The organism is Pseudomonas sp. SWRI154, from assembly GCF_014268645.1.
In the GTDB taxonomy this organism is placed as follows: domain Bacteria; phylum Pseudomonadota; class Gammaproteobacteria; order Pseudomonadales; family Pseudomonadaceae; genus Aquipseudomonas; species Aquipseudomonas marvdashtae.
The window spans coordinates 115942-137385 of sequence record NZ_JABWQW010000011.1 but is presented as its reverse complement, the minus strand read 5'-3'; the positions used below and the strand labels follow the sequence as shown (position 1 = coordinate 137385).

Below are 21444 nucleotides of genomic sequence, written 5' to 3'. Positions count from 1 at the left end.
GGGCTTGTCGCTCACCGGCCTTATTCATAGCTGGGAGTGCTTGTTATTGCACTTCCACCGCGAGGCTTTCGCTGATCTTCTGTTGCCAGATGGCGGGACCGGTGATGTGCACCGACTCGCCTTTGCTGTCCACCGCAACGGTCACCGGCATGTCCTTGACCTCGAACTCATAGATCGCTTCCATCCCCAGTTCGGCGAATGCCAGGACCTGGGATTTCTTGATCGCCTGGGCCACCAGGTAAGCAGCCCCGCCGACGGCCATCAGATAGACGGCCTTGTTGTCCTTGATCGCTTCGATGGCGGTCGGGCCGCGCTCGGATTTGCCGATCATGCCCAACAGGCCGGTCTGCTCAAGAATCTGGCGGGTGAACTTGTCCATCCGCGTGGCGGTGGTCGGGCCGGCCGGGCCGACCACTTCGTCGCCCACCGGATCGACCGGGCCAACGTAATAGATGAAGCGGCCCTTGAGATCCACCGGCAGGGTTTCACCCTTGTTCAGCATCTCGACCATGCGCTTGTGCGCCGCGTCGCGACCGGTAAGCATCTTGCCGTTGAGCAGCACGGTTTCGCCCGGCTTCCAGCTCTGCACGTCTTCCGGGGTCAGGGTGTCGAGGTTGACGCGACGGGCCGACGGGCCGGCTTCCCAGACGATTTCCGGGTAGGCGTCCAGCGGTGGCGCTTCCAGCGAGGCCGGGCCAGAGCCGTCGAGCACGAAGTGGGCGTGACGGGTGGCGGCGCAGTTGGGGATCATGCACACCGGCAGGGAGGCGGCGTGGGTCGGGTAATCCATGATCTTCACATCGAGCACGGTAGTCAGGCCACCCAGGCCCTGGGCACCGATGCCCAGTTGGTTGACCTTCTCGAACAGCTCCAGGCGCATCTCTTCGATACGGTTCCGTGGGCCGCGGGCCTTGAGTTCGTGGATGTCGATGGATTCCATCAAGACTTCCTTGGCCATCACCGCGGCTTTCTCGGCGGTGCCGCCGATGCCGATGCCAAGCATGCCCGGTGGGCACCAGCCGGCGCCCATGGTCGGAACGGTCTTGAGCACCCAATCGACGATGGAGTCGGATGGGTTGAGCATGGCCATCTTCGACTTGTTCTCGGAACCGCCGCCCTTGGCCGCCACGTCCACTTCCACGGTGTTGCCCGGGACGATGGAATAGTGGATGACCGCCGGGGTGTTGTCCTTGGTGTTCTTGCGCGCGCCTGCCGGGTCGGCGAGGATCGATGCGCGCAGGACGTTTTCCGGCAGGTTGTAGGCGCGACGCACGCCCTCGTTGATCATGTCGTCCAGGCCCATGGTCGCGCCATCCCAGCGCACGTCCATGCCCACGCGCACGAACACGGTCACGATGCCGGTGTCCTGGCAGATCGGCCGATGGCCGGTGGCGCACATGCGCGAGTTGATCAGGATCTGCGCCATGGAATCACGGGCCGCCGGCGATTCTTCGCGCAGGTAGGCTTCGTGCATCGCCTGGATGAAATCCACGGGGTGGTAGTAGGAAATGAACTGCAGGGCGTCGGCAACGCTCTGAATCAGGTCGTCTTGCTTGATCACGGTCATGAGTCGCGCTCCTCTCTAAGACGGGAACATTTTATGAGGCAGCTGCAAGCGGCAAGCTTCAAGCTGCAAGCTCAGAGCAGTATGAGTACTGCTTCAGCTTGTTGCTCGGAGCTTGCGGCTTGCAGCTGACCCCAGGTCAAGGCACGCCGGGCATGCTGGCGCGACGCTAAAAAGGCGCGGCAGTATATCGCAGGCGGGCAGCCTATGGGAGCTACGGGCTAAAGGTATGAAACGCTGAACCCGTGGCGAGGGAGCTTGCTCCCGCTCGGTTGCGCAGCGACCGCAAAATCTTGGGGCCGCTACGCCCGAAGCGTCGGACCGGCCCAGCGGGAGCAAGCTCCCTCGCCACGGGAGCGTTGGTGACGCCCACAGATGCGTCAATCTAGGCCATTGCTTTGACGCCATTTTTCTGAGCCAGAATTGAATGGTCATTTGTCGAACACGCCACTAAAGTGGCGTCTGGCCTGTAGCGTAGGACATCTCTATCAGCCCCCTTTCCCATGGTGAGTCACCGATTGACCCATAACGCCATCCAACGTCTTTTGCTGAAACGCTTCGCCCTGGCAGCCACGACTTATGCGCTGGCACTGGTGTTGCTGTGGCTGGCGTTCTTCAGTGGCCATTATCTCGACTCGTTGCGCGGCGTCGTCATCGGCACGGTATTGGTAGTGCTGTGCCAGGTCGGGTTGTTCACGCTGTTCATCACTGACCGCAACCTGCGCTTCGCCGACCCCAGCCTCACGGAAATACAGGTCTGGATTGGCCTGGGTTGGCAGACCTGGATGATGGCGCACCTTGATCAGGCCCGCGGTGTGTTCCTGGTGTTCTATGTGTTGATCCTGCTGTTCGGGCTGTTCCACCTGACGCGACGGGCCTTCGTGCGCTGCGCGACGCTGGTGTTCATCAGCTTCACCGGCATTACGCTGTGGGATGGCTATTTCTTTCGGCTTTCCGATCCGACCCTCGCCGGTCTGCAAGTGTGTGTGCTGTTCATCGTCCTGGTGTGGCTGGTGTTGTATGCCCGCTACGTCCAGACCTCGCGTCAACGCATGCGCCAGCGACGATTTGCCTTGCAGGCGCACCAGGACACCCTGCGCGGCATGATGCGCCAGCTTGAAGACCTGGTGGCCACCGATGAACTGACCGGGCTGTTCAACCGTCGGCATTTCCTGCGCCTGGCGAGCCGCGAACTCAATACATTGCGGCCCGGCGTCGCCCATGGGCTGGCCTTGATCGATCTCGATCATTTCAAACGCATCAACGACCTGCACGGCCATGCCGCTGGCGACCAGGTGCTCCAGGCATTCGCGACCGTGGCCACGGCCTGCCTGCGTGAAGGTGATGTGCTGGCCCGTTATGGCGGCGAAGAATTCGTCATGTTGCTGCCAGCGTGCGACCCGGCGCGCCTGACGGCTTGTTGCGAACGCTTGCGGCTGGCGTTCAACGAAGTCCAGGTGATCGAGTTGCGCGTCGGCAGTCTCAGCCTGTCGGTGGGCATGACGATGCTGGAAATGGGCGATGACCTGGACAGCGCCTTGCAGCGCGCCGACCAGGCCTTGTACCGTGCCAAGCGGGACGGCCGAAATCGTTGCGCCGCCGCCTGGGAGAACATCGATGCCTGAGCTGAAAGTCACTGACCGGCAATGGACGGTGACGGCGGGCGCCAACTTGCTGGACGCGCTCAACCAGGCCGGCGTACCGGTGCCCTACAGTTGCCGTGCCGGCAGTTGCCATGCGTGCCTGGTTCAATGCGTGAGCGGCGATGTTCGTGACAGCCGACCTGACGCCCTCAGTCCTGCGCAGCGTGACCAAGGCTGGCGACTCGCGTGCCAATGCCAAGTTACCGAAGATGTGCAGATCCACACCTTCGACCCGCAACGCGACGGCCAAGCCGCCGAGGTGGTGGCAGTGGATTGGCTCGGCGCCGACGTGCTGCGCTTGCGCATCACCCCAGAGCGACCGCTGCGTTATCGAGCCGGGCAACACTTGGTGCTGTGGGCCGGTGACGTCGCTCGCCCGTATTCCTTGGCGAGCCTGCCTGGGGAAGATCGTTTCCTGGAATTTCACCTCGATTGTCGCGAACCGGGCCAATTCATCAGTGCGGCACGACAACTGAAGGCTGGCGACCCGATTCGCCTCGGTGAACTGCGCGGCGGGGCATTGCATTATGACCCCGACTGGCACGACAAGCCGTTGTGGCTGCTGGCGTCCGGCACAGGCCTGGCGCCGTTGTTCGGCATCTTGCGCGAAGCCTTGCGCCAGCAGCATCAAGGCGCGATTCGCCTGATACATGTGGCCCGTGACGCCTGCGGACACTATCTCGCAAAACCTCTGCAGGCGCTGGCGGCCAAACATCCAAACCTGAGCGTTGAGTGGATCATCGGGGCCGAGGCGCCAGCGGCACTGGCGCAACTGCGCCTGACGTCCCGGCAGACCCAGGCCTTGGTGTGCGGCCATCCGGAACGGGTCGAGGCGTTTGCCAAGCGTCTGTACCTGGCGGGGTTGCCACGCAATCAGTTGTTGGCGGATGTCTTTCTCACCCGCGAGAACGGTGCGGGCTGAGCAGTTTGCGAAGCACAACAAAAAGCCCCGCCATTCACATGGCGGGGCTTTTTGTTTTCCAGGCTTTGGTTTGTCAGCCGATCATCAAACCATCGGGTCGCCAACATGCAGGATCTTCATCCCGTTGGTGCCGCCGGTGGTGTGGTAGCTGTCGCCCTTGGTCAGGATGACCCAGTCGCCTTTTTCCACGACGCCGCGTTTGGTCAGTTCATCGATGGCTTTCTGACTGACTTCGTGCGGCTCCAGCGAAGCCGGGTCGAACGGAATCGTGTACACGCCACGGAACATCGCTGCGCGGGCCTGGGTTTCGCGGTGCGGAGAGAACGCGTAGATCGGCACCGAGGAGCGGATGCGCGACATGATCAGCGGCGTGTAGCCACTCTCGGTCAGGGCGATGATTGCCTTCACGCCTGGGAAGTGGTTGGCGGTGTACATGGTCGCCAGGGCGATGCTTTCGTCGCAGCGGCTGAATTCCTTGCCGATGCGGTGGCTGGAGGTCTTGCCGGTCGGGTGCTTTTCAGCGCCGATGCAGATACGCGCCATGGCCTGCACCGCTTCGAGCGGGTAGAGACCGGCGGCGCTTTCGGCCGAGAGCATCACGGCGTCGGTGTAGTCGAGCACGGCGTTGGCTACGTCGGACACTTCGGCGCGGGTCGGCATCGGGTTCTGGATCATCGACTCCATCATCTGGGTCGCGACGATTACCGCTTTGTTGTGGCGGCGTGCGTGCAGGATGATCTTCTTCTGGATACCCACCAGCTCGGCGTCGCCGATTTCCACGCCCAGGTCACCACGGGCCACCATCACGGCGTCGGAAGCCTTGATCAGGCCATCGAGGGTTTCGTCGTCGGCCACCGCTTCGGCGCGTTCGATCTTGGCTACCAGCCAGGCAGTGCCGCCGGCTTCGTCGCGCAATTGACGGGCGTATTCCATGTCCGCGGCGTCGCGGGGGAAGGACACGGCCAGGTAATCAACTTCCATTTCCGCGGCCAGCTTGATGTCGGCCTTGTCCTTTTCGGTCAGGGCCGGGGCGGTCAGGCCACCACCGCGACGGTTGATGCCTTTGTGGTCCGACAGCGGGCCGCCGATGGTCACGATGCAGTTCAGTTCGGTGGCGGTGGCGGTCTCGACGCGCATCACCACGCGACCGTCGTCGAGCAGCAGCTCGTCGCCGACGCCGCAATCCTTGACCAGGTCCGGGTAGTCGATGCCGACCACTTGCTGGTTGCCTTCGGTCAGCGGGTGGCTGGTGGAGAAGGTGAATTTGTCACCGATCTTCAGCTCGATGCGCTTGTTGGCGAATTTGGCAATGCGGATCTTCGGGCCTTGCAGGTCGCCGAGCAGGGCGACGAAGCGGCCGTGCTTGGCGGCCAGGTCACGCACCAGCTTGGCACGAGCCTTATGCTCGTCGGGGGTGCCGTGGGAGAAGTTCAGACGGGCAACGTCCAGGCCAGCCAGAATCAGCTGTTCGAGAACTTCCGGCGAGTTACTGGCCGGGCCAAGGGTAGCGACGATTTTGGTGCGACGGACGGACATGCAAGACTCCTCAAGTTCAAGCGCTAGCGAAGGCTACTATGGTCTTTGGGTGTAGTCATTGTTCATGTGCACTACTTATTCGTTTGTTTTTCGAAATGAACATTCCTGAAAATTTTTGCGCCTTTAACTACTAAAGCCGAACATCGCTCTTGTGGCGAGGGAGCTTGCTCCCGCTCGGTTGCGCAGCGACCGCAGAATCTCAGGGCCGCTGCGCCGAAGCGTCGGACCGGCCCAGCGGGAGCAAGCTCCCTCGCCACAAGAGCTCGTCCGATCCTTTTTCGAGTTGAAGATTTTCCTACCCAGGTCGATAAAGAGCTCAAGACAGGAGAACCTCCCCATGCGATTCGTGCTTTTTATTGCCCTGGCCCTGAGCATCACGGGCTGCACCCGTTGGTCGATGAACCACCATATGAACCTGGCCTACAAGGCCTACGAGCGTGGCAACTGCGAGCAGGTGATGCTTGAATTGTCCAAGGTCGACCGCGCCAGCCGTGCCCGTCGCTACATGCAGCCGGAAGTCTCGATGATGCGCGGCCAGTGCCTGGAACGGCAGAAACTGTTCGTCGATGCGGCGCAAACCTACCAGTTCATCCTCACCCAGTACCCCAACAGCGAGTACGCCTACCGCGCCCGCGCACGGCTCGAAACCCTTCAAAGCCTGGGCCATTACCCGACCCGCGGCGCCTCGGCGATTCGCCCCACGTCGTTCTGATCTTCATTGAGTTGAAACCATCTCTGCGAACCAGTTGTCGACCGATGACTGGTATCGCACCCGGCCGGCCCTAGCTTGCGCTTGGGCTATAGTTGTACAAATCGAGAGTAGAGCCTGGACTCTAATTTCGAAATACCACCTGTCACTGGTAGCCTTTAGCTAGCTCGCGTGCGAGCGTCTGGCATCGGGGTCGGGGAGAGCGGGCAGGGATAAGCTCGTTCCGAAGCACTGGATTGGCCGCGTCATCGGCCACTCGAAAAGTGATACAAACCATGTACAAAGAGCGGCAGATTGCACGACATCAGCTGGCGTATTGCCTTGAAGTGCTCAACGGCATCAACGGGAAACCTATCGGTTTTCTGGGCAACGTTTCGGAAAACGGCCTGATGCTCATCAGCCATTTGCCCTTGATGCTCGGCGCGGATTTCGACCTGCGCCTGAAGCTGCCCACCGAGGAAGGGCCGGAGCAGCAGATCCGTTTGAAAGCCCATTGCCTGTGGTGCCACGAAGACGTGACACCACAGCATTTCGACGCCGGCTTCAGCCTGCAATGGGCTCCGCCGGAGTACGGGAAACTGGTGAGCGCACTGCGGCAGTACTTCAGCTTCTATCAAATGCCGGCATCGGCGTGAGCCCACCGCGTTGCGGTAACCCCGTGGCGAGGGAGCTTGCTCCCGCTGGGGTGCGTAGCAGCCCCCTGATTATTAACTGACACACCGCAAGGGGACGCTTTGCGTCCAGCGGGAGCAAGCTCCCTCGCCACGGGGGGCTTCATCGCCCGACGTATCGCGTTGCCATCAACGCTGCACCTTCGCCTCGCCATCGAGCAGCTTCTCCAGCAACAACACCCCCATCTCGCCCATTTGGTGAATCGCCAGGGCCAGGTTGCGCGGGGCGCCTTCCAGGTCTTCGGATAAATCCAGAATCAGCGTGCTCACCGAGCAGAAGGTTTCGTAGCTGTGCACCAGCAAGCCTTCGGGGTCAGCGTCGGGCGCGACGATGAAGCAGTCCAGTTGCCGTGGGTTTTTATTTGGCTTGTCGGCCTTGGGCTTGAGGTAATGGTCCAGGGCTTTTTGCGCGGCTTTGTCGAGGTTGATTTCTTCGGGGGTTTTTGCGGTGGGGCGTGAGGCTTTTTTCGGGGGATTGGATGTTGGCTTGATCATGATCGGTCTCCGTAATGGGGCTGCCACCGATTCGCGACTAAACGAATGGAGGCGGCTGGACGCAGGTTAGTCGACCGGCGGAGACACGAAATCCGGCGCGCCCGAGGGCGCCCTGCGAACAGCCACCATCAAGTGCGGGAAGGGGAGCCCGACTGGATGACGCTTGTGCACACCGTATCTACCGCCGAGCGACTAAACCCGATCGCTGAGTTGTCAGCGACGCGAATCACGTTACGGGGCGAGGCCAAGGCGCACAAGTCGGCGGATTCTGGCGGATCTGTAGTCCGTTGCGCAAGGCGTTGTAGGCACCGATATGTTTCCTACATCGGATCCTACCGTTGGTCGGGACTGTCAGGTTTGACAGGTGTGGAACGGTACGCCTTTTAACTACCTTAAAAATTATCTGGCCAAATCATCAGGTTTTATTCCATTGAAGGGTGACCTATGAGTACCGACGGTGATACCGAAAATAAACCGAGCGAACATGATGAGGGAATTGACGATGCCGATGGAGCGGATCTGACGTTTTCTGAAATGGCTGATTCTGGTGAGATCCTTCTGAGAAAAGAGTCCGAAAACGTGTGGGCTGAGCTGCGAGTGAGGTATTCGTGGTCCAGTAGCGGTGATTCGTTCACAGTAACAACGTTGAACTACAAGGCCCTGAACAATCCTATTCGTGTTGGGGAATTACACTTAAAGGTTACGAGTCCTAGTGCAAACCCAAATTGGGAACCGTTAACTATGCAAGCGCGACAAGATGGTAATTCGCACAGCGTGAGTCATACGAAAACCATTCCGGCAAACGCCACCAGCGCAACGATATATTTTAGCTTTGTCTTTAAAACTATAACAAACAACATCAATCTTGAAGACTCAAGAACTCTAACGTTTATTCCAGTCCCTACGATTGACCCCATTAGGAATGTTCTTACGAGAAATTTTGAAATCACCGGAGGCGGACGGGTAACTAACGGCAGTGTGATTGTGCGTACTTACCTTCCTGCAGAAGCTGATTATGGGGTATGGCATCCGGTACCTGATAATAGGTGGAATACTACGCTGAGTATTCCGTCCAATCTGGGCAAGATGTATTTCACAGCCTATCAGCGAGTCGGTACTGTATCTTCGTCTCACTCGGCCCAGTCGCGAGTATACGTGGCTGAAGTGACAGCGCCCTCTGCGGGTTCGGTGGTGCTGAGTGACGCCGAGTTCTCGGGCGGCGCTGCCCCAGGAACCAGGGTCAAGATGGTCAGAAGCCATTCTGCCAATGTGGAGGTTACTGGATACTACGATGTGCCGGCTAATGCCGAGTGGAAGTTAAAACTCGATCCGCCATTGCGCAGCGGTAAGTATCTGCTAACGGTTTGGTTACGGCTGACGAATTTTCCTGACAGTTATACTCCGGATCTTGAGTACGAGGTGCTCGGTGTTCCCGTTATAACGGAACCGGCAGCAGGAAGTATACCTTCGAATCCCTTTGAGCTCTGGGGCAATAATGGGTTGAGCGGCGCTACGACCAGAGTTTACCTTTCTGATGATCATACAAGGGACCCGAAAGGCTTAGGATGGGCGTTCGACGACGGCACTTGGTTTGTCAGAGTGGACAAACCGTTGCCTTTTGGCCGGGTAAGCCTGGTGGTAGAGCAGGAAAAGGGAGGTAAGCAATCCGGTAACAGCGTACTCCGTCAATTCATCTTTCCACCCAACGTACCTACCATTCAATCCGAGACCAATAATGGAGTCGTTCGGTTGCATGGTACCGGGTTGGCCGGTGCTCGATTGGATATCCATTTTAGAAATAACACTACGCCGTATCTTAATACGAATGTTGCACAGGATGGTACCTGGGGGGAAGTTATCCCTGCCACTCTGGTGCCGGGTTCATACTGGTTTACGGCACAGCAAAGCGTTCCGGATGGGAGTGGGCGGATTTACTCTGGCTATGCCACTAATTTGCCGGTTGAAGTTCCTGTCCCCCGCCCGACTGGATTTAGCATCAGATTGACAGGGCAAAAGCCGATTTTTTCGGGACGGGGGCTTCGGTGGGTCGGCTATGAGACTGACGTCCGGATATACAATGTTGTGGCTCCCATCGACGGAGTAGCGGATGCCAGGGTCGAGACTGATTTGCAATGGCAAACTGCGTCGACTAATGATTTTCCGCCAGGCCACTATACAAAGTTGAGGGCTCAGCAAGTAGTCAATTCAAAAACCTCAGCGTACACGGATGATTATGAAATAAAGATTCCTTCCCCTGAACCCGAATTAAGCGAGCCTAAGGCGAATCCTGAATACACCACCCAACTCCCTCTGTTCGAGGGCACAGCCTGGCGGGGATCCACGGTCGAGCTGACGTTTACCGGCGGACCCGCTCCTATCTCCCTGACGGCGCCAGCAGGCACGTTCCGCCATCAGGTCGTCAATGAGGACTGGGCGCCGGGGGATTACACGGTCACCGTAACAGCTTCGTTTGGCAATGAGCCTGCATCCACCGTTCGCAACTTCCGGGTCAGAACGCCAAAACCCACGATCACCACCTCCGGCTCAGTCGACTTGGCTCCGCGCATCGAAGGCACCGGTTGGCCAAGCGGATGGGTTGTCATTCATAGGGGGGACGGCACCGTGTTGGGCGAGGGACCTGTAGACGCGGTAAGCGGAAAGTTTTCGGTGTCATTGAGTCAGCAGTCGCAAGGGACACTCGTCGTTTACGCCATACAAGCGCTGGCGCAGGGCAGCACCAATATTTCCGAGGAAACTGCGCGGGTGTCGCTGACCGTAGGGGTGAGGGCTCCGGTCATATTGGAACCGTCAGATAAGACGACGCGCACGTCGATATTCTCAGGGACTGGCACCACGGGCGGTACCGTTGAATTTTATCTTAACGACGCAACCGATCCGTTTGTCCACGGTGTACCCGTTGAAGAAGGCGAATGGTGGACGACACTTGAGCTCCCTGCGGGCAATCCCAAGCTCGAGGTTGCCCTCCGACATTACGGTGTACTCAGTGTGAAGCAGCGCCACGCCATTAAAGTGGTCCCGGCGCCGCCCATTGTCGATACGCCATGGCCAGGCGAGGCGGTGGGCGATGTGTTGCACATCAGTGGCTTTGGCTTCCCCACAGACGAGATCCGCATTTATCGGCTCCGGGAGCTGAAGTTGCTGGGGAGCGCTACGGTCACGGCAGCGGGAACCTGGACGACCAGTGTCGAAAACCTACTGGACGCAGCGGGGGACAAGATTGTCGTCGTGGCAAGCGCGGGTGAAGGGCTGGATTCAGATCGTTCAGGCGAGTTGCAGCCCACTCAGCTGTTGAAAGTCCTGCCCCACTTCACCGAACCTCTGCCAAATGATCGGGTCGGGCTCAAGCCTTGGTATGCCGGCATCGCCACGCCGAATGCGACCATCAGGGTGGCGTCCTGGTTCAACACCGAAGAATCGCTGGCACCGTCCACCGTGGCTGATCAGTTCGGACGGTGGCAGGTCATGGGCAACGAGAATCTGCCGGAAGGCCCGACACGGGTAGCGGTGCGTCAAACCGTGAACAGCGTTCATTCGCAATGGGTCGAGAGTGGGCGTTTCATCGTGGAAAAAATGCCTGCGCAGTTCAGGCCGCCAACCGTCGATTATCCGCGGATGGGGCAGGAGGTCGGGCGTTATCCGATGTTCTCCGGTCGCGGGGAGCCTGGTGCCTACGTCCGTATCACCAAGGAGGGGCACGGTAGTATTTATCTGGTTAACGATTGCTGGGTCGATCGCAACGGTACATGGGCTGCGCAATCGATGATGGAGTTGCCGCTTGGCGATTACCGGTGTGCGACGAGACAAACCCGCGACGGGGAGACATCCGGTTGGCTGACACCCAACCGCGCTGTCAAGGTGATCCAGGTGCAAGCAGGATTTCCCGCAGCGGTCATCCATACGCCGACAAACGGCGCGACGAACGTTGAGCGACGCCCATTGTTTGCCGGCACCGGCACGCCGGGGGCATTGCTTAACATTTTCTCCAGGTCCGAGGAGGACCGCTACCGCAAATATGGCGAAACCCAGGTGGATGCCCAAGGGCGCTGGTCGATGCGCAGCGACGTGCAGCTGGACCTACAGTCGCACGCCATTTCCTGTATTCAGGAGCTCGATGGGCAAGAATCGTTGAAGCCGTCAACCGTCAATTTCACAGTGATCGATGTCATTGACAGGCCTGTGGTTATCAGTCCAGCCGACGAGGGCGACGTCTCCCCCCAGGCGGTGATTCGAGGAACGGCAATGCCAGGCGCGACGATCCGCTTAGCCACAAGGGGCGATAGCAGCATTTTGTGGGGCAGTGGTATCGCTGATGATCAAGGGCATTGGGTGATTGTGACGAGGCCGTTGCTGTTGGGCTCATTTCAGATGGCGGCAGGAACGGTGCAAACCAGCGGCACAGTCGCCTGGGTGAATTTCAAGTTTACCGTGCGCGATATGTAGGCTGATCCTGCCTTTTTTTGTCGATGGCGACTTACCCAACGGTGGAGAAAATCCAGACAGGCGGTCCGGCATACTGTCAGTTCTGACAGTAGACGACGCCTCATTTGCAGCGCCAAATCCTACCCACGACAGTAACGCCAGCCTGTTCGCAGGGCAACGATGTCACAGGAGTCCAAGCAATGAATGCATCCGATAACCTCCCGGTTCATCAGTTAGCCAAGGCTGTACTGGGCCAGGAGCGCCTGGCTGTGCTTTCAGGCTTGACCCAATACATCGCAGAAAACACCAGCGTCTTCGATTTGATCAAGTTGAAACACGCCCAGCTGCAGGCGCTCGGCTTGAGCCGCGATGAAGCTCAGACGCTGTTGGCCCGCGGCAATGCGCTGGCGGTTTATGTGGCCCGGTTTTTTCGTGAGCAAGCCGCCCTTGGGGCGGCGAACCGGCGCAACGAGAAGGCGCTGGTGGGTTTGCCCACGTACATGAACCTGTTCAATCCGGATATCAAAGGCAGTGCTCCGGCAGGTGCCATCGAAAACCGCGCCTCGACCACGGCCTACCTGGTGGCTTTGCGTGAGTGGGTGAAGTACATCGAGGCCAACGGCCCCCCGACCATACCTTTACCCCTGGCAATGCGTCGACCTGACGTGGACAAGCTGTTGATCAACGAGATGGCGGTCGACCGGCGCCTGTCGCGCCTGGAAATCGTCAATTCGGTACTCGAAGCCCAGATCAAGGCCAAGGAAGACATCCCCGACGTCAAGGCTTTCTTGCGCACTTGTCGTTATCACAACAGCCTGCCTTACGATCACGACTGGGAAAGTATCACCCACGTGGTGCGCACGGCGATCAAGGGCGGATTGCTGGGCGATGTCATCCGCCAGGTCGATTTGGATTACCCCTATTTCAAGAATCCAGGGGCCAAGGGGCAACGGGCCGATGTGGCCCAACAATTGAGCATCGGAATCGGGCCATTGCATTTCTCGCTGTTACTGGAGTCCCCGTATTTCAAGCTCCGTCCCGACCCGACCGGCACGCTCATGAGGGTAAATCCGCGAACCCGGTTGATCGATCCGGCACCGCAGGATCAAGACTTCTACCTGGCCAATTTTGGCCACTTGGCGATGGGGTTGCCCAGCTTGCGCCAACTGAGAATTTTCAGCGAATCAACACGGCTCGATCAGCGAGGGGTCGACGCTTTGCTGGGGCGTGGCGCTTTCACACCTGAACTTTCCGCCAACGCGCCGGCCTTGGGCGACCCAGGCACACCGCAGGCGGGCGTTGATGCAGGCGCCGTTTATGTTCATGGCGGGGAGCTGCCTCAGATTGAGTTGCACCCAGATGGTATTCCCCCAGGCACGTTCATGTTGCATCACGTCGGCGAGACGGATAACCAGGAACGGGTGATGAACCACCGCATGGACCGGATCAACCGCAAGTGCCGGCTGGACCGCATGCTGGGGTTGCCGAGCCATCAGGTCGACCACTTGCTTGTCGCCGCGATGCATGCCGAGTACCGGGGCACGGGCAATGCTGAAATCTGGATCCGTCCCAATACGCTGCGTTGCCTGGGGCTGTTCAAGGAGCTCAGTGCCCGCTATGGCTGCCAGGCCGAGGAGTTCGCGGCCTTCATCGATGTGCTGTCGGTACACGGCCAAGATGGGCAGTTGTCACAATTCGACCGGGTCTACAACCGGCATGCAATGTACGACGAGCCGTTGCTGATCGATGATGGCGAGTTCTCGATTGCGCCGCGAAGCGAGGCCGATGGGCGAACGGTTCACCAGATCTGCAATGCCCTGGACATCAATTTTGAGACCTATCGCTTCCTGGCCATGGTGATTGCCGGGGCGTATGGGCTGAGGACGCAATTGCAGCGCAGCCTGAAAATCCTCTCCAGTTTCTGGCGCTTGACACATTTGGCCCGGCTCGTCGGCATGACGCCTATCGAGGCGACGGCCCTGCTGCAGACCATGAGCGATGGCGAAGGCCTGGTTGCTCTGCTGGCGGGCGAGCCGGTCGTAACGGTCCATGGCGTGGAGGATGGCGCGGATGCTTTGAGCGCCATCCAGGGGTTGGTGGAATGCGCCCCCTGGGCCAAGGACTACGATCTGCCGGTGCTGTGGCTGGTGCGCTATGTCAATCCGGTGCACGTGCCTGCCGTCTGGACCGAAGGCCAGGAGCAGTTTTTGCGGCAATTGCGCAGCCAGGTGTTGGCGGTTCGGGTTTTGGAGGCCACTTTGCTGGAAGAAGGGGCTCCCTCGCGCACTGACGCTCAACCGCCCAGGAACATTGTATGGTTGCGTCTACTTCAAGCTGAAGATCTGGTCGATGGCGAAGGTTTGGTTATCGGTTGGCATGACGAGACCGAGGCACAATACCTGGCACGCACTCGTGAGGCGGTCCGGAAAACAGTGGAGGAGGCCATCGGAAAGCCGCCAGAACCACCAGAACCACCAGAACCACCAGAACCACGAGAACGGCTGCAGGACCTCATCATGACCATCCTGCTGCGCTGCCGGGACGAGCAGCGAACGGTCGTAGAGGAGGGCGTTTCAGTCTTCCTGAAGCTTGATTCATTGCTCTCGACCCAGGTCATGCGTTGGTCGCAAGGGCATGCCTATGACTTCTTGAAGAAGGCGATGGAGCTGTCCAAGCTCCAATCGCCCTTGGCACGACGCCAGCAAGAACCTGAACCATTCTTGAAGATGCTGGCGGAGCTTGAACGACGCGGCGAAATCGCCGTTCGGCTAGGCCTGAGCCCGCAGATGCTCGATACCCTGCTGACGGGCGAGCATTATCAGTGGTTCAGTCTGGAGGGTCGCTACGAGATCACGCTTCAGGCGGTGTATTACCTGGCGCTCTACAGTCGCATCGTCAGTCGTGTCCGCGAGCCCGAAGAGAAAATGCTGGACTACCTGCGTCAGGTCAACGAGCTACCCGACGACATGAGCGAGGACGGGCTGCGTCTGGTCCGCGACGCGGCCGCCGACAAGCTGGCGACGTACCTGGGCTGCGGGATCAAGCATGTGTTGGAATGTGTGCAGCACATCCAGGCGCAGCTGGGTGAGGGCGACTCGCCCATCAAGCCGATCTTGAGCAACCTGGCGCAGCTGGATTTGTTGTTGCGCACGTTGGAGTTGGCCAAGACTGGCATGGACGCTACCGCAGCGTTTTCCATGGGCTCGCTCGATCCGCTGGATAGCGACGCGGCCTTTGCTGCCGCCGCGCGCAATGCGCTGGAAAGCCTGACCCGGTTCAACTCCGCAACCGGCGTGGCGGATTCCGCTGAAGTCGGCCAGAGCGTCACCACCCGGTGTCTGGTGGATAACTGGCGATTGATCGCCAACGTGCCTGAAGAAGTAGCGGAGTTCGAGTGCACCCTGCTCGATTTCTATGGCGAGCCACTCAAAGGCGTCGACGTCTATTGGGCTACTGATCTGGGCGCCATCCTCACCCCTCAAACCCGCACCGATGACCAGGGGCGGGCACGCGCGGAATTACAGTCGGGTGGGCGAATGGGGACGGCTCATGTTTCGTTCAATATTCCATTGCATGAACCGATCTATGGGCCGTCCGTGCTGATCGATTGTGATGAAGACACGTTGAAGGTCAATCCACGAACTCAGTGGCCAGGACCCAGCGACGTTGTGCCTCCGATACTGGCGGGACTACGTGGTGAACAAGAGCTGAGGGTGCGGATGTACGATAACTATGGAAATCCTGGGGCATTGCGCAAAGTCGAGTGGTTTACGACGCTTGGTCAGATCCGGCCCAACGAATCGTACACGGACAAAGACGGTTGGAGCCGCGTGTGGGTGTCCAGCCAGCAAGCCGGCAGCGCAACTATCAAGGTGACAAAAGAGAACAGCGAGGGGTTCGATTTCAACTACAAACCCGAATTTGTCGACAAGCCGCGCATTCTTGACACCCCATACGCCATCAGCGTGGCGCGGGTGGGGCAACCGTTGATCCTACATTGCCTGGTAGTGGGGCTCGGCGGTGAACCGGTCGAGGGGCAAGAGGTGTCGTGGTGGACCAGCTTGGATCCAGAGAACAAGATCGCGCAGCCGAGCGATGGGCAGGGCATCTCGCAATTCACGCTCGACGCCCCTCCAGCAGGCCAAATGACTGTCTTCGCCCAATTGGAAAACGGCCCTCAGGTCGAACTGCCGGTTTGGGTGGCCAGTACGGCGGTTATCCAACGACATTCCGTGGACAAGCAACATTCTGTGAAGGGCGGCAAGCCAAGGCTGCTCTGGGTCGATGTAACAGAACCGGGCGAGGGTTCGCCGCGACCGTTGGCCAATTATCCGGTGCAATGGACCTTGGTGCCCGCCTCGCCGAAAGGCAAGGTCCTGGAGACTGTTGACATCCCGACCGATCCCCAGGGGCGGTCTGGTTATCTGTTCAATCCGCTGGTGGAGGGAGACTTCAGCTTGACCGCTCGGTTGGCCTTCGATAACGCACAATCCCACGAATTCAAGTTGTCCGTGCTCAGTGCTTTTATATGGAAGGTCGATTTGGTGCCTCTGGAGGGCAGTGAGGAACCTGTACCCATCATTCCTGGTTCTGGCGAGCTGAACCTGTTCAGAAATGCCCGTTACCGCCTCGAAATCAGCGCTGACGATCCAGAAACACTGGCCGGCAGCGAAGGGGCCATAGGGTGGAGCTCCAACTACACCACCCAGGCCCTGGCCATGACATTCACCCCGCCGTTGGCTACACGCATCACCTTCGAGCAAGACCAGCCCGTGATCGTGGAAATCGTCACCGGCGATGTGCGCAATGGCCGTTTCCAGTTGAGCCTGGTCTGCGATCGCTTGACCGAAGCATTGGTACTCAACGGCACTTTGAGCAGACGCCCCTGACGGACTGCCTCTTGACGACAGCTGACCCGAAAACATCGGCCGGCCACCACCCAGCGACAAGGAGCGGATCCAATGGAATTACTCCAGATCAACGAACTGACAGAGCGCTACACCGCGGCGATGCTGGAGGCTGTTTTAGGCCAGCTAATCTGGCAGGGCGATGTCCCGCTGGCGAGTCCCGATGACCTGAGCGAGTACCTGATGCTCGATACCCAGGACAGCGCGCAGTTGGAGGCGACGTGGATATCGGCGGATGTGCGGTGCCTGCAGCAACATATCCAGTCGGTCTACAGCGGAATGGAGCCAGGTTACGAAGACATTCATTTCGAGCCGGAGGATGTTCAGTATTGGTATCAGATCTTGAGCCACTACAGCACTTGGTCGGCCAACGTGATCCTCAAGGACCAGGCGGAAAATTATATTGTCCCGTCACTGCGCCTGAAAAAGACCGTCCTGTTCCGGGCATTGGAAAACAGCTTGAATCAAATGCGCCTGATCACAGACTCGGTGCAGCGGGCGTTAATGGAATACACCCAGGCCTTCCAGCGCATCTGCGACCTGGATGTGGTCGCCGGCTATGTCGACGGCGCCGATAGCCAGAAGGCGCGTTATTGCTTGATCGGACAGGAGCGCACGCCACCGTACAGCTACTACTGGCGTCCTGTCAGGGTCTATATCGATAACAGCAGCAAGGTAATCAACCCGGCAGCGTGGGGCGAATGGCAGCAGATCGACATTGCGACTTCGGACAAGGTGGTGGACATCCGCCCGGTGTATTGGCGCGGACGCCTGGCGTTGGTCTGGTGTGAGTGGCGGGAGCGCCAGCTCGACAGCGATGGCAGGGTGCAGATTCCCTGGTCACTGGAAATCAAGGTGGCCTACAGTTTCCTGAACGGCCAGTGGTCGGCCCCTGTGTCCTTGCACCAGCGGACCTGCGAGCACGACGTTTCCAACGGTCGCCTGGTCGCGGTGTCGCTGGGGGATGGCGACCCAAAGGACGACTTGCTGGCGGTCTGTTATACGAACCGCCATTCGCTGGATGGGGCGGCTACGTTCCACGAAATTGAGATTCATGAAACCCGCGATGCGATGTTTCGCAAGGTCGCCGATGATACGGCCACCTTGCTGAAAATGACGTTCGCCCGCTTCCAGGCCCGCAACCGTCTGCAACAGAAAGTGGTGCCGGATGATTATTCGAAAGTCACGATTGAAGCCTTAGTGGATGAAGCGGGTTCCATCACGGATGAGCTTTTCCTGGATGCCATCCATACCCGTGAATATGTTGGCAGCCGACTCTTTGACGTACTCAGGGTTCGTGGGCGTTGCGATGCCGTGGAGGAAACTGGCCGGACGCTCGGACGGGTTTCGGTCAGTTGGGTTGCCGGGCCGCACCAGGTAAAAATCGTCGATGCGGGGGAGCGACGGCTGCGTATCACCATGACTACGGACGAACAGCCTGCGCAGGTCCATAAGCTGCAGCTGAAATTGGCTCTGGACGATGTTGAAGGCGAAAGCCTAGACATTCATACGTTCCAGGCGGGCGACTTCACGCCCGTCACGGGAAGCAGGGGCTACGTTGCCGAGGCAGTCGCCGAGCTGAATTCCGTTGCACTGGGTTTGCTGCTGGGAAGAACGATGAGCGAAGTGCAAGCCGGCGCAGGTTTCACCATGACCGGCGTCGGCGGCGCTGCGCTGAACGAGCAGAATCAGGTAGTGCCGAAGATTGCCTATGGTTCGGTAACGTTCATTCTCAGCTACGAGACCAGGAACGCTGACGACCCGAAGAACTGGGTTTCAACCGGCGTGCTGAATGGTCAATACGCGACCCCCTGGTTGACGTATCGTCGCGCCGTTTCGAACCGAGACGATGTGCAAAGCTTTCCCGTCGACAGACCGCTTGTTTTCAAGTTTGGTCAGCACGGGGGGCAGGGATATGGACGTAACACGTTCAACGTACTGCTCAATGAGGAGTCGCTGCTCTACACAACAGTGTCCATCGATAAAAGTGACCCCAAGGGTTCGCAATTCCTGCACTTCGACAAGCTTGACCAAACGCTCAAGTATGTGCGGGTGAACTCGACCTTCGGCCCGGTGTTGAGTAGCCGCGCGACTATTTCCGTGGATGCCTTGCTGGCTTGGGAAACCCAGCACATCGAGGAGTCACCCATGCCGGATGGCAAGGTGGAGAAAAACGGGCCATTTGACGGTTGCAACGGCTTGTACTTTTGGGAGATGTTCTTTCACACCCCCGACCTGGTAGGGACGCGCCTGACCGCGGAAGGGCGCTATCGCGAAGCCCAGGGCTGGTACGAATACATCTTCCATCCGCTGGCGCGGGAGGTCCCGGAATCGTCGCCCAGAGACGACTCCAGGGACATTGCCGCACCTGCCTATTGGCGCTGCCGCCCGTTGTGGAATGACCTCGATCCGTCGTACGAAACCGAAGCGCCGACCGACCCGGACGCTATTGGTTATTCCGCGCCCATCCACATGCGCATCGCCCTGTTCCTGCGTTACGTGGAGAACCTGATCGCCTGGGGCGACAGCCAATACCGACGCCTGGACTACGACAGCATGATCGCTGCCAGGCTCAATTACAGCCGTGCGTTGTCGTTGATGGGCCAGGAGCCCAGCATTCAGACCATATCCACATGGGAACCGACGACCCTCAAAGAGCTCCTGAAAAAAGTCAGCGGACGCGATGCGCTCAAAGCGTTTGAAGCGAACTTCCCCATTGATTTGGCTGATGTCCCCGTCGGCATGACGGCCACCCCTCGTTTCGAACTGCTGGGCGCGGATCCGTTCCGGCCAGGTCTCAACCAGCGGCCCGATGCGTTGCGCGCGTTGCTCTCGACGCGGCTGGGCAACTTGCGCCAGAACCGCTCGATCGAGGGCCAGCCATTGGCGATTCCGTTATTCAGCCCGCCCATGGACCCCATGGACCTCTTGCGTGCCCAGGGTAATTCCGAATCGGGTGAGGGGCGCAATCCGGGTGGGCAAGTGCAAGTGGTGCCATACAAGTGGCAGACGGTGCACAACCTCGCCTTGCAGGGCACTGAGTTCCTGATTCAACAGGAAGACCAGGTGCGGTCATGGCTGGAGCAACGTGACCGGGGTGAGCTGGAAGAACTGCAACAAAGCCATATGATTGAAATGGTCGATTACGCCAGGACCGTCCATGAGGCGACGATTGCCCAATTGGAGGCGACGGCGGCTTCCTTGAGGCAGAGTGAAAACATGCTCAAGGGCCGTGTGCAATATTATCAAGGGCTGATCGAGGAAGGTGTGTCCCCGGCCGAGTATAGGGTGCTGCAGACGAGTCGGGACGCCAGGGCCCTCGGGCTGGGCTCAGGTGTATTGAGAGCGGTGAGTGCGGCCCTGGATACAATTCCCAACATTTATGGGGTCGCCAATGGCGGTGCGCGTTTTGGCGCCGTTCCCCAGGCTGCCGCCGAAATCATACAGGTGGCAGCCGATTTCATGATGCGCGAAGCCGACGAGACCAGTGTGAACGAGCAGTATCGTCGGCGTGGCGAAGAATGGGCGTTCATGCTCGATCAGTCGAACGCCGACGCAAGGGTTCTGCGAGAGCAGATCGTGGCACAAGAGCACGCGATCGAGGCCGCCCGGGCCAGCCTGCTACAGACTGAAGCGGCCAACATCCAGGCCATGGCCGTGTATGCGTTCTATAAAAATCGCACGACGGGGCGGGAGTTGAGCAACTGGGTGGTCGGCCAGCTGAAGACGCTTATCTACCAGGTGTATGACGTAGTCGCCGGGCTGTGCCTGTGTGCCGAAACCTGTTGGCAATATGAAATGGGTGATTTCAAGTCACGGTTCATTCGTCCTGATGTGTGGATGGACACTTACCACGGGCTCACCACCGGCTATTCCTTGAAGTTGGATTTGCTCAGGATGGCCGCCGCCCGTATCAAACGTGATGAACACAGGCTTGAGCTGGTCAAGACGATCTCCTTGCGTTCGCGGTTGGGCGATAACTGGAAAGACAAGATCACCGATGAGGGTGAGCTGCCCTTTTCGTTGGATGAACGGATGTTCAACGAAGATTACCCAGGCCACTACTGCCGCCAGGTCAAGCGACTGTCGCTGACCTTCCCCGGCTTGTTGGGCCCTTATGAAAACGTCCGGGCGGTGCTGGTGCAAACGAGCAGCGCCACGATCGTGGAGCCGAATATCGACACGGTCAAATACCTGCACGGCTCCAGCGAGGTGCCTCCCAGTGACGGCTCGCTGGTAGTGAACCTTCGGCCATACCAACAAGCGGCTTTCTCGGTTGGGCTGGACGACAGTGGCGTGGTTGGCTTTCCTGACGATGACCGCTACCAGCGTTTCGAAGGCACCGGGGCTCATGCCTCCTACCAGTTGACGTTTCCCAGGTACTCGTCAGGTGCGCAACGAAAGCTGCTGGGTTCTCTGACGGACATCATCCTGACGCTGACCTATCGCGCCAAGGATGGCGGCCCCTCATTCGCCGCACTGGTGGAGGCGGAGCTTGTTCCCGACCCTAAAATGACTGCGACGCCCGACAAGGCACCGCTTGCGATTCGCTGAAGG

Annotated in this window: 10 protein-coding genes; 7 read left to right on the top strand and 3 right to left on the bottom strand. The window is 59.1% G+C overall.

Going from position 1 to position 21444, the window contains the following annotated elements:
• Window positions 1-43 precede the first annotated feature (43 nt).
• Window positions 44-1567, bottom strand: coding sequence for a fumarate hydratase (locus HU806_RS12775; protein ID WP_186611707.1), 1524 nt, complete (start codon window positions 1565-1567; stop codon window positions 44-46).
• A 515-nt stretch (window positions 1568-2082) separates the two neighbouring features.
• On the opposite strand from HU806_RS12775, the gene HU806_RS12770 reads away from it, so the two are divergent.
• A complete protein-coding gene (locus HU806_RS12770; protein ID WP_186611706.1) occupies window positions 2083-3189 on the top strand; it encodes a GGDEF domain-containing protein in 1107 nt (368 codons plus the stop codon).
• Complete coding sequence (locus tag HU806_RS12765; protein ID WP_186611705.1) at window positions 3182-4129, top strand: iron-sulfur-binding ferredoxin reductase; 948 nt, start codon at window positions 3182-3184, stop codon at window positions 4127-4129. The genes HU806_RS12770 and HU806_RS12765 overlap by 8 nt, the downstream gene beginning before the upstream one ends.
• An 84-nt stretch (window positions 4130-4213) precedes the next feature.
• Here HU806_RS12765 and pyk read toward each other — a convergent pair whose 3' ends face one another.
• Window positions 4214-5665: a pyruvate kinase gene (pyk, locus tag HU806_RS12760; RefSeq protein WP_186611704.1), complete on the bottom strand. Its 1452-nt coding sequence runs from the start codon at window positions 5663-5665 to the stop codon at window positions 4214-4216.
• Between the two features lie 337 nt (window positions 5666-6002).
• Between pyk and HU806_RS12755 the strand changes: the two genes are divergently transcribed.
• Window positions 6003-6377: a tetratricopeptide repeat protein gene (locus HU806_RS12755; protein ID WP_186611703.1), complete on the top strand. Its 375-nt coding sequence runs from the start codon at window positions 6003-6005 to the stop codon at window positions 6375-6377.
• Window positions 6378-6649: 272 nt separating this feature from the next.
• On the top strand, window positions 6650-7009 hold the full coding sequence (locus HU806_RS12750) for a PilZ domain-containing protein (protein WP_186611702.1): 360 nt from the start codon (window positions 6650-6652) through the stop codon (window positions 7007-7009).
• A gap of 165 nt (window positions 7010-7174) precedes the next feature.
• Here the strand turns inward: HU806_RS12750 and HU806_RS12745 are convergent, their stop codons facing one another.
• The gene (locus tag HU806_RS12745) at window positions 7175-7540 is read right to left on the bottom strand and encodes a DUF6124 family protein (protein ID WP_186611701.1); all 366 of its coding nucleotides are present in this window, start codon (window positions 7538-7540) and stop codon (window positions 7175-7177) included.
• 444 nt (window positions 7541-7984) lie between these two features.
• Here HU806_RS12745 and HU806_RS12740 point away from each other — a divergent pair, with 444 nt between their 5' ends.
• The 3 genes from HU806_RS12740 (at window position 7985) to HU806_RS12730 (ending at window position 21441) form a co-directional block, all read left to right on the top strand.
• Window positions 7985-12001, top strand: coding sequence for an Ig-like domain-containing protein (locus HU806_RS12740; RefSeq protein WP_186611700.1), 4017 nt, complete (start codon window positions 7985-7987; stop codon window positions 11999-12001).
• A 179-nt stretch (window positions 12002-12180) separates the two neighbouring features.
• On the top strand, window positions 12181-16869 hold the full coding sequence (locus tag HU806_RS12735) for a Tc toxin subunit A (RefSeq protein WP_186611699.1): 4689 nt from the start codon (window positions 12181-12183) through the stop codon (window positions 16867-16869).
• Between the two features lie 72 nt (window positions 16870-16941).
• Window positions 16942-21441: a Tc toxin subunit A-related protein gene (locus HU806_RS12730; protein WP_186611698.1), complete on the top strand. Its 4500-nt coding sequence runs from the start codon at window positions 16942-16944 to the stop codon at window positions 21439-21441.
• Window positions 21442-21444 lie beyond the last annotated feature (3 nt).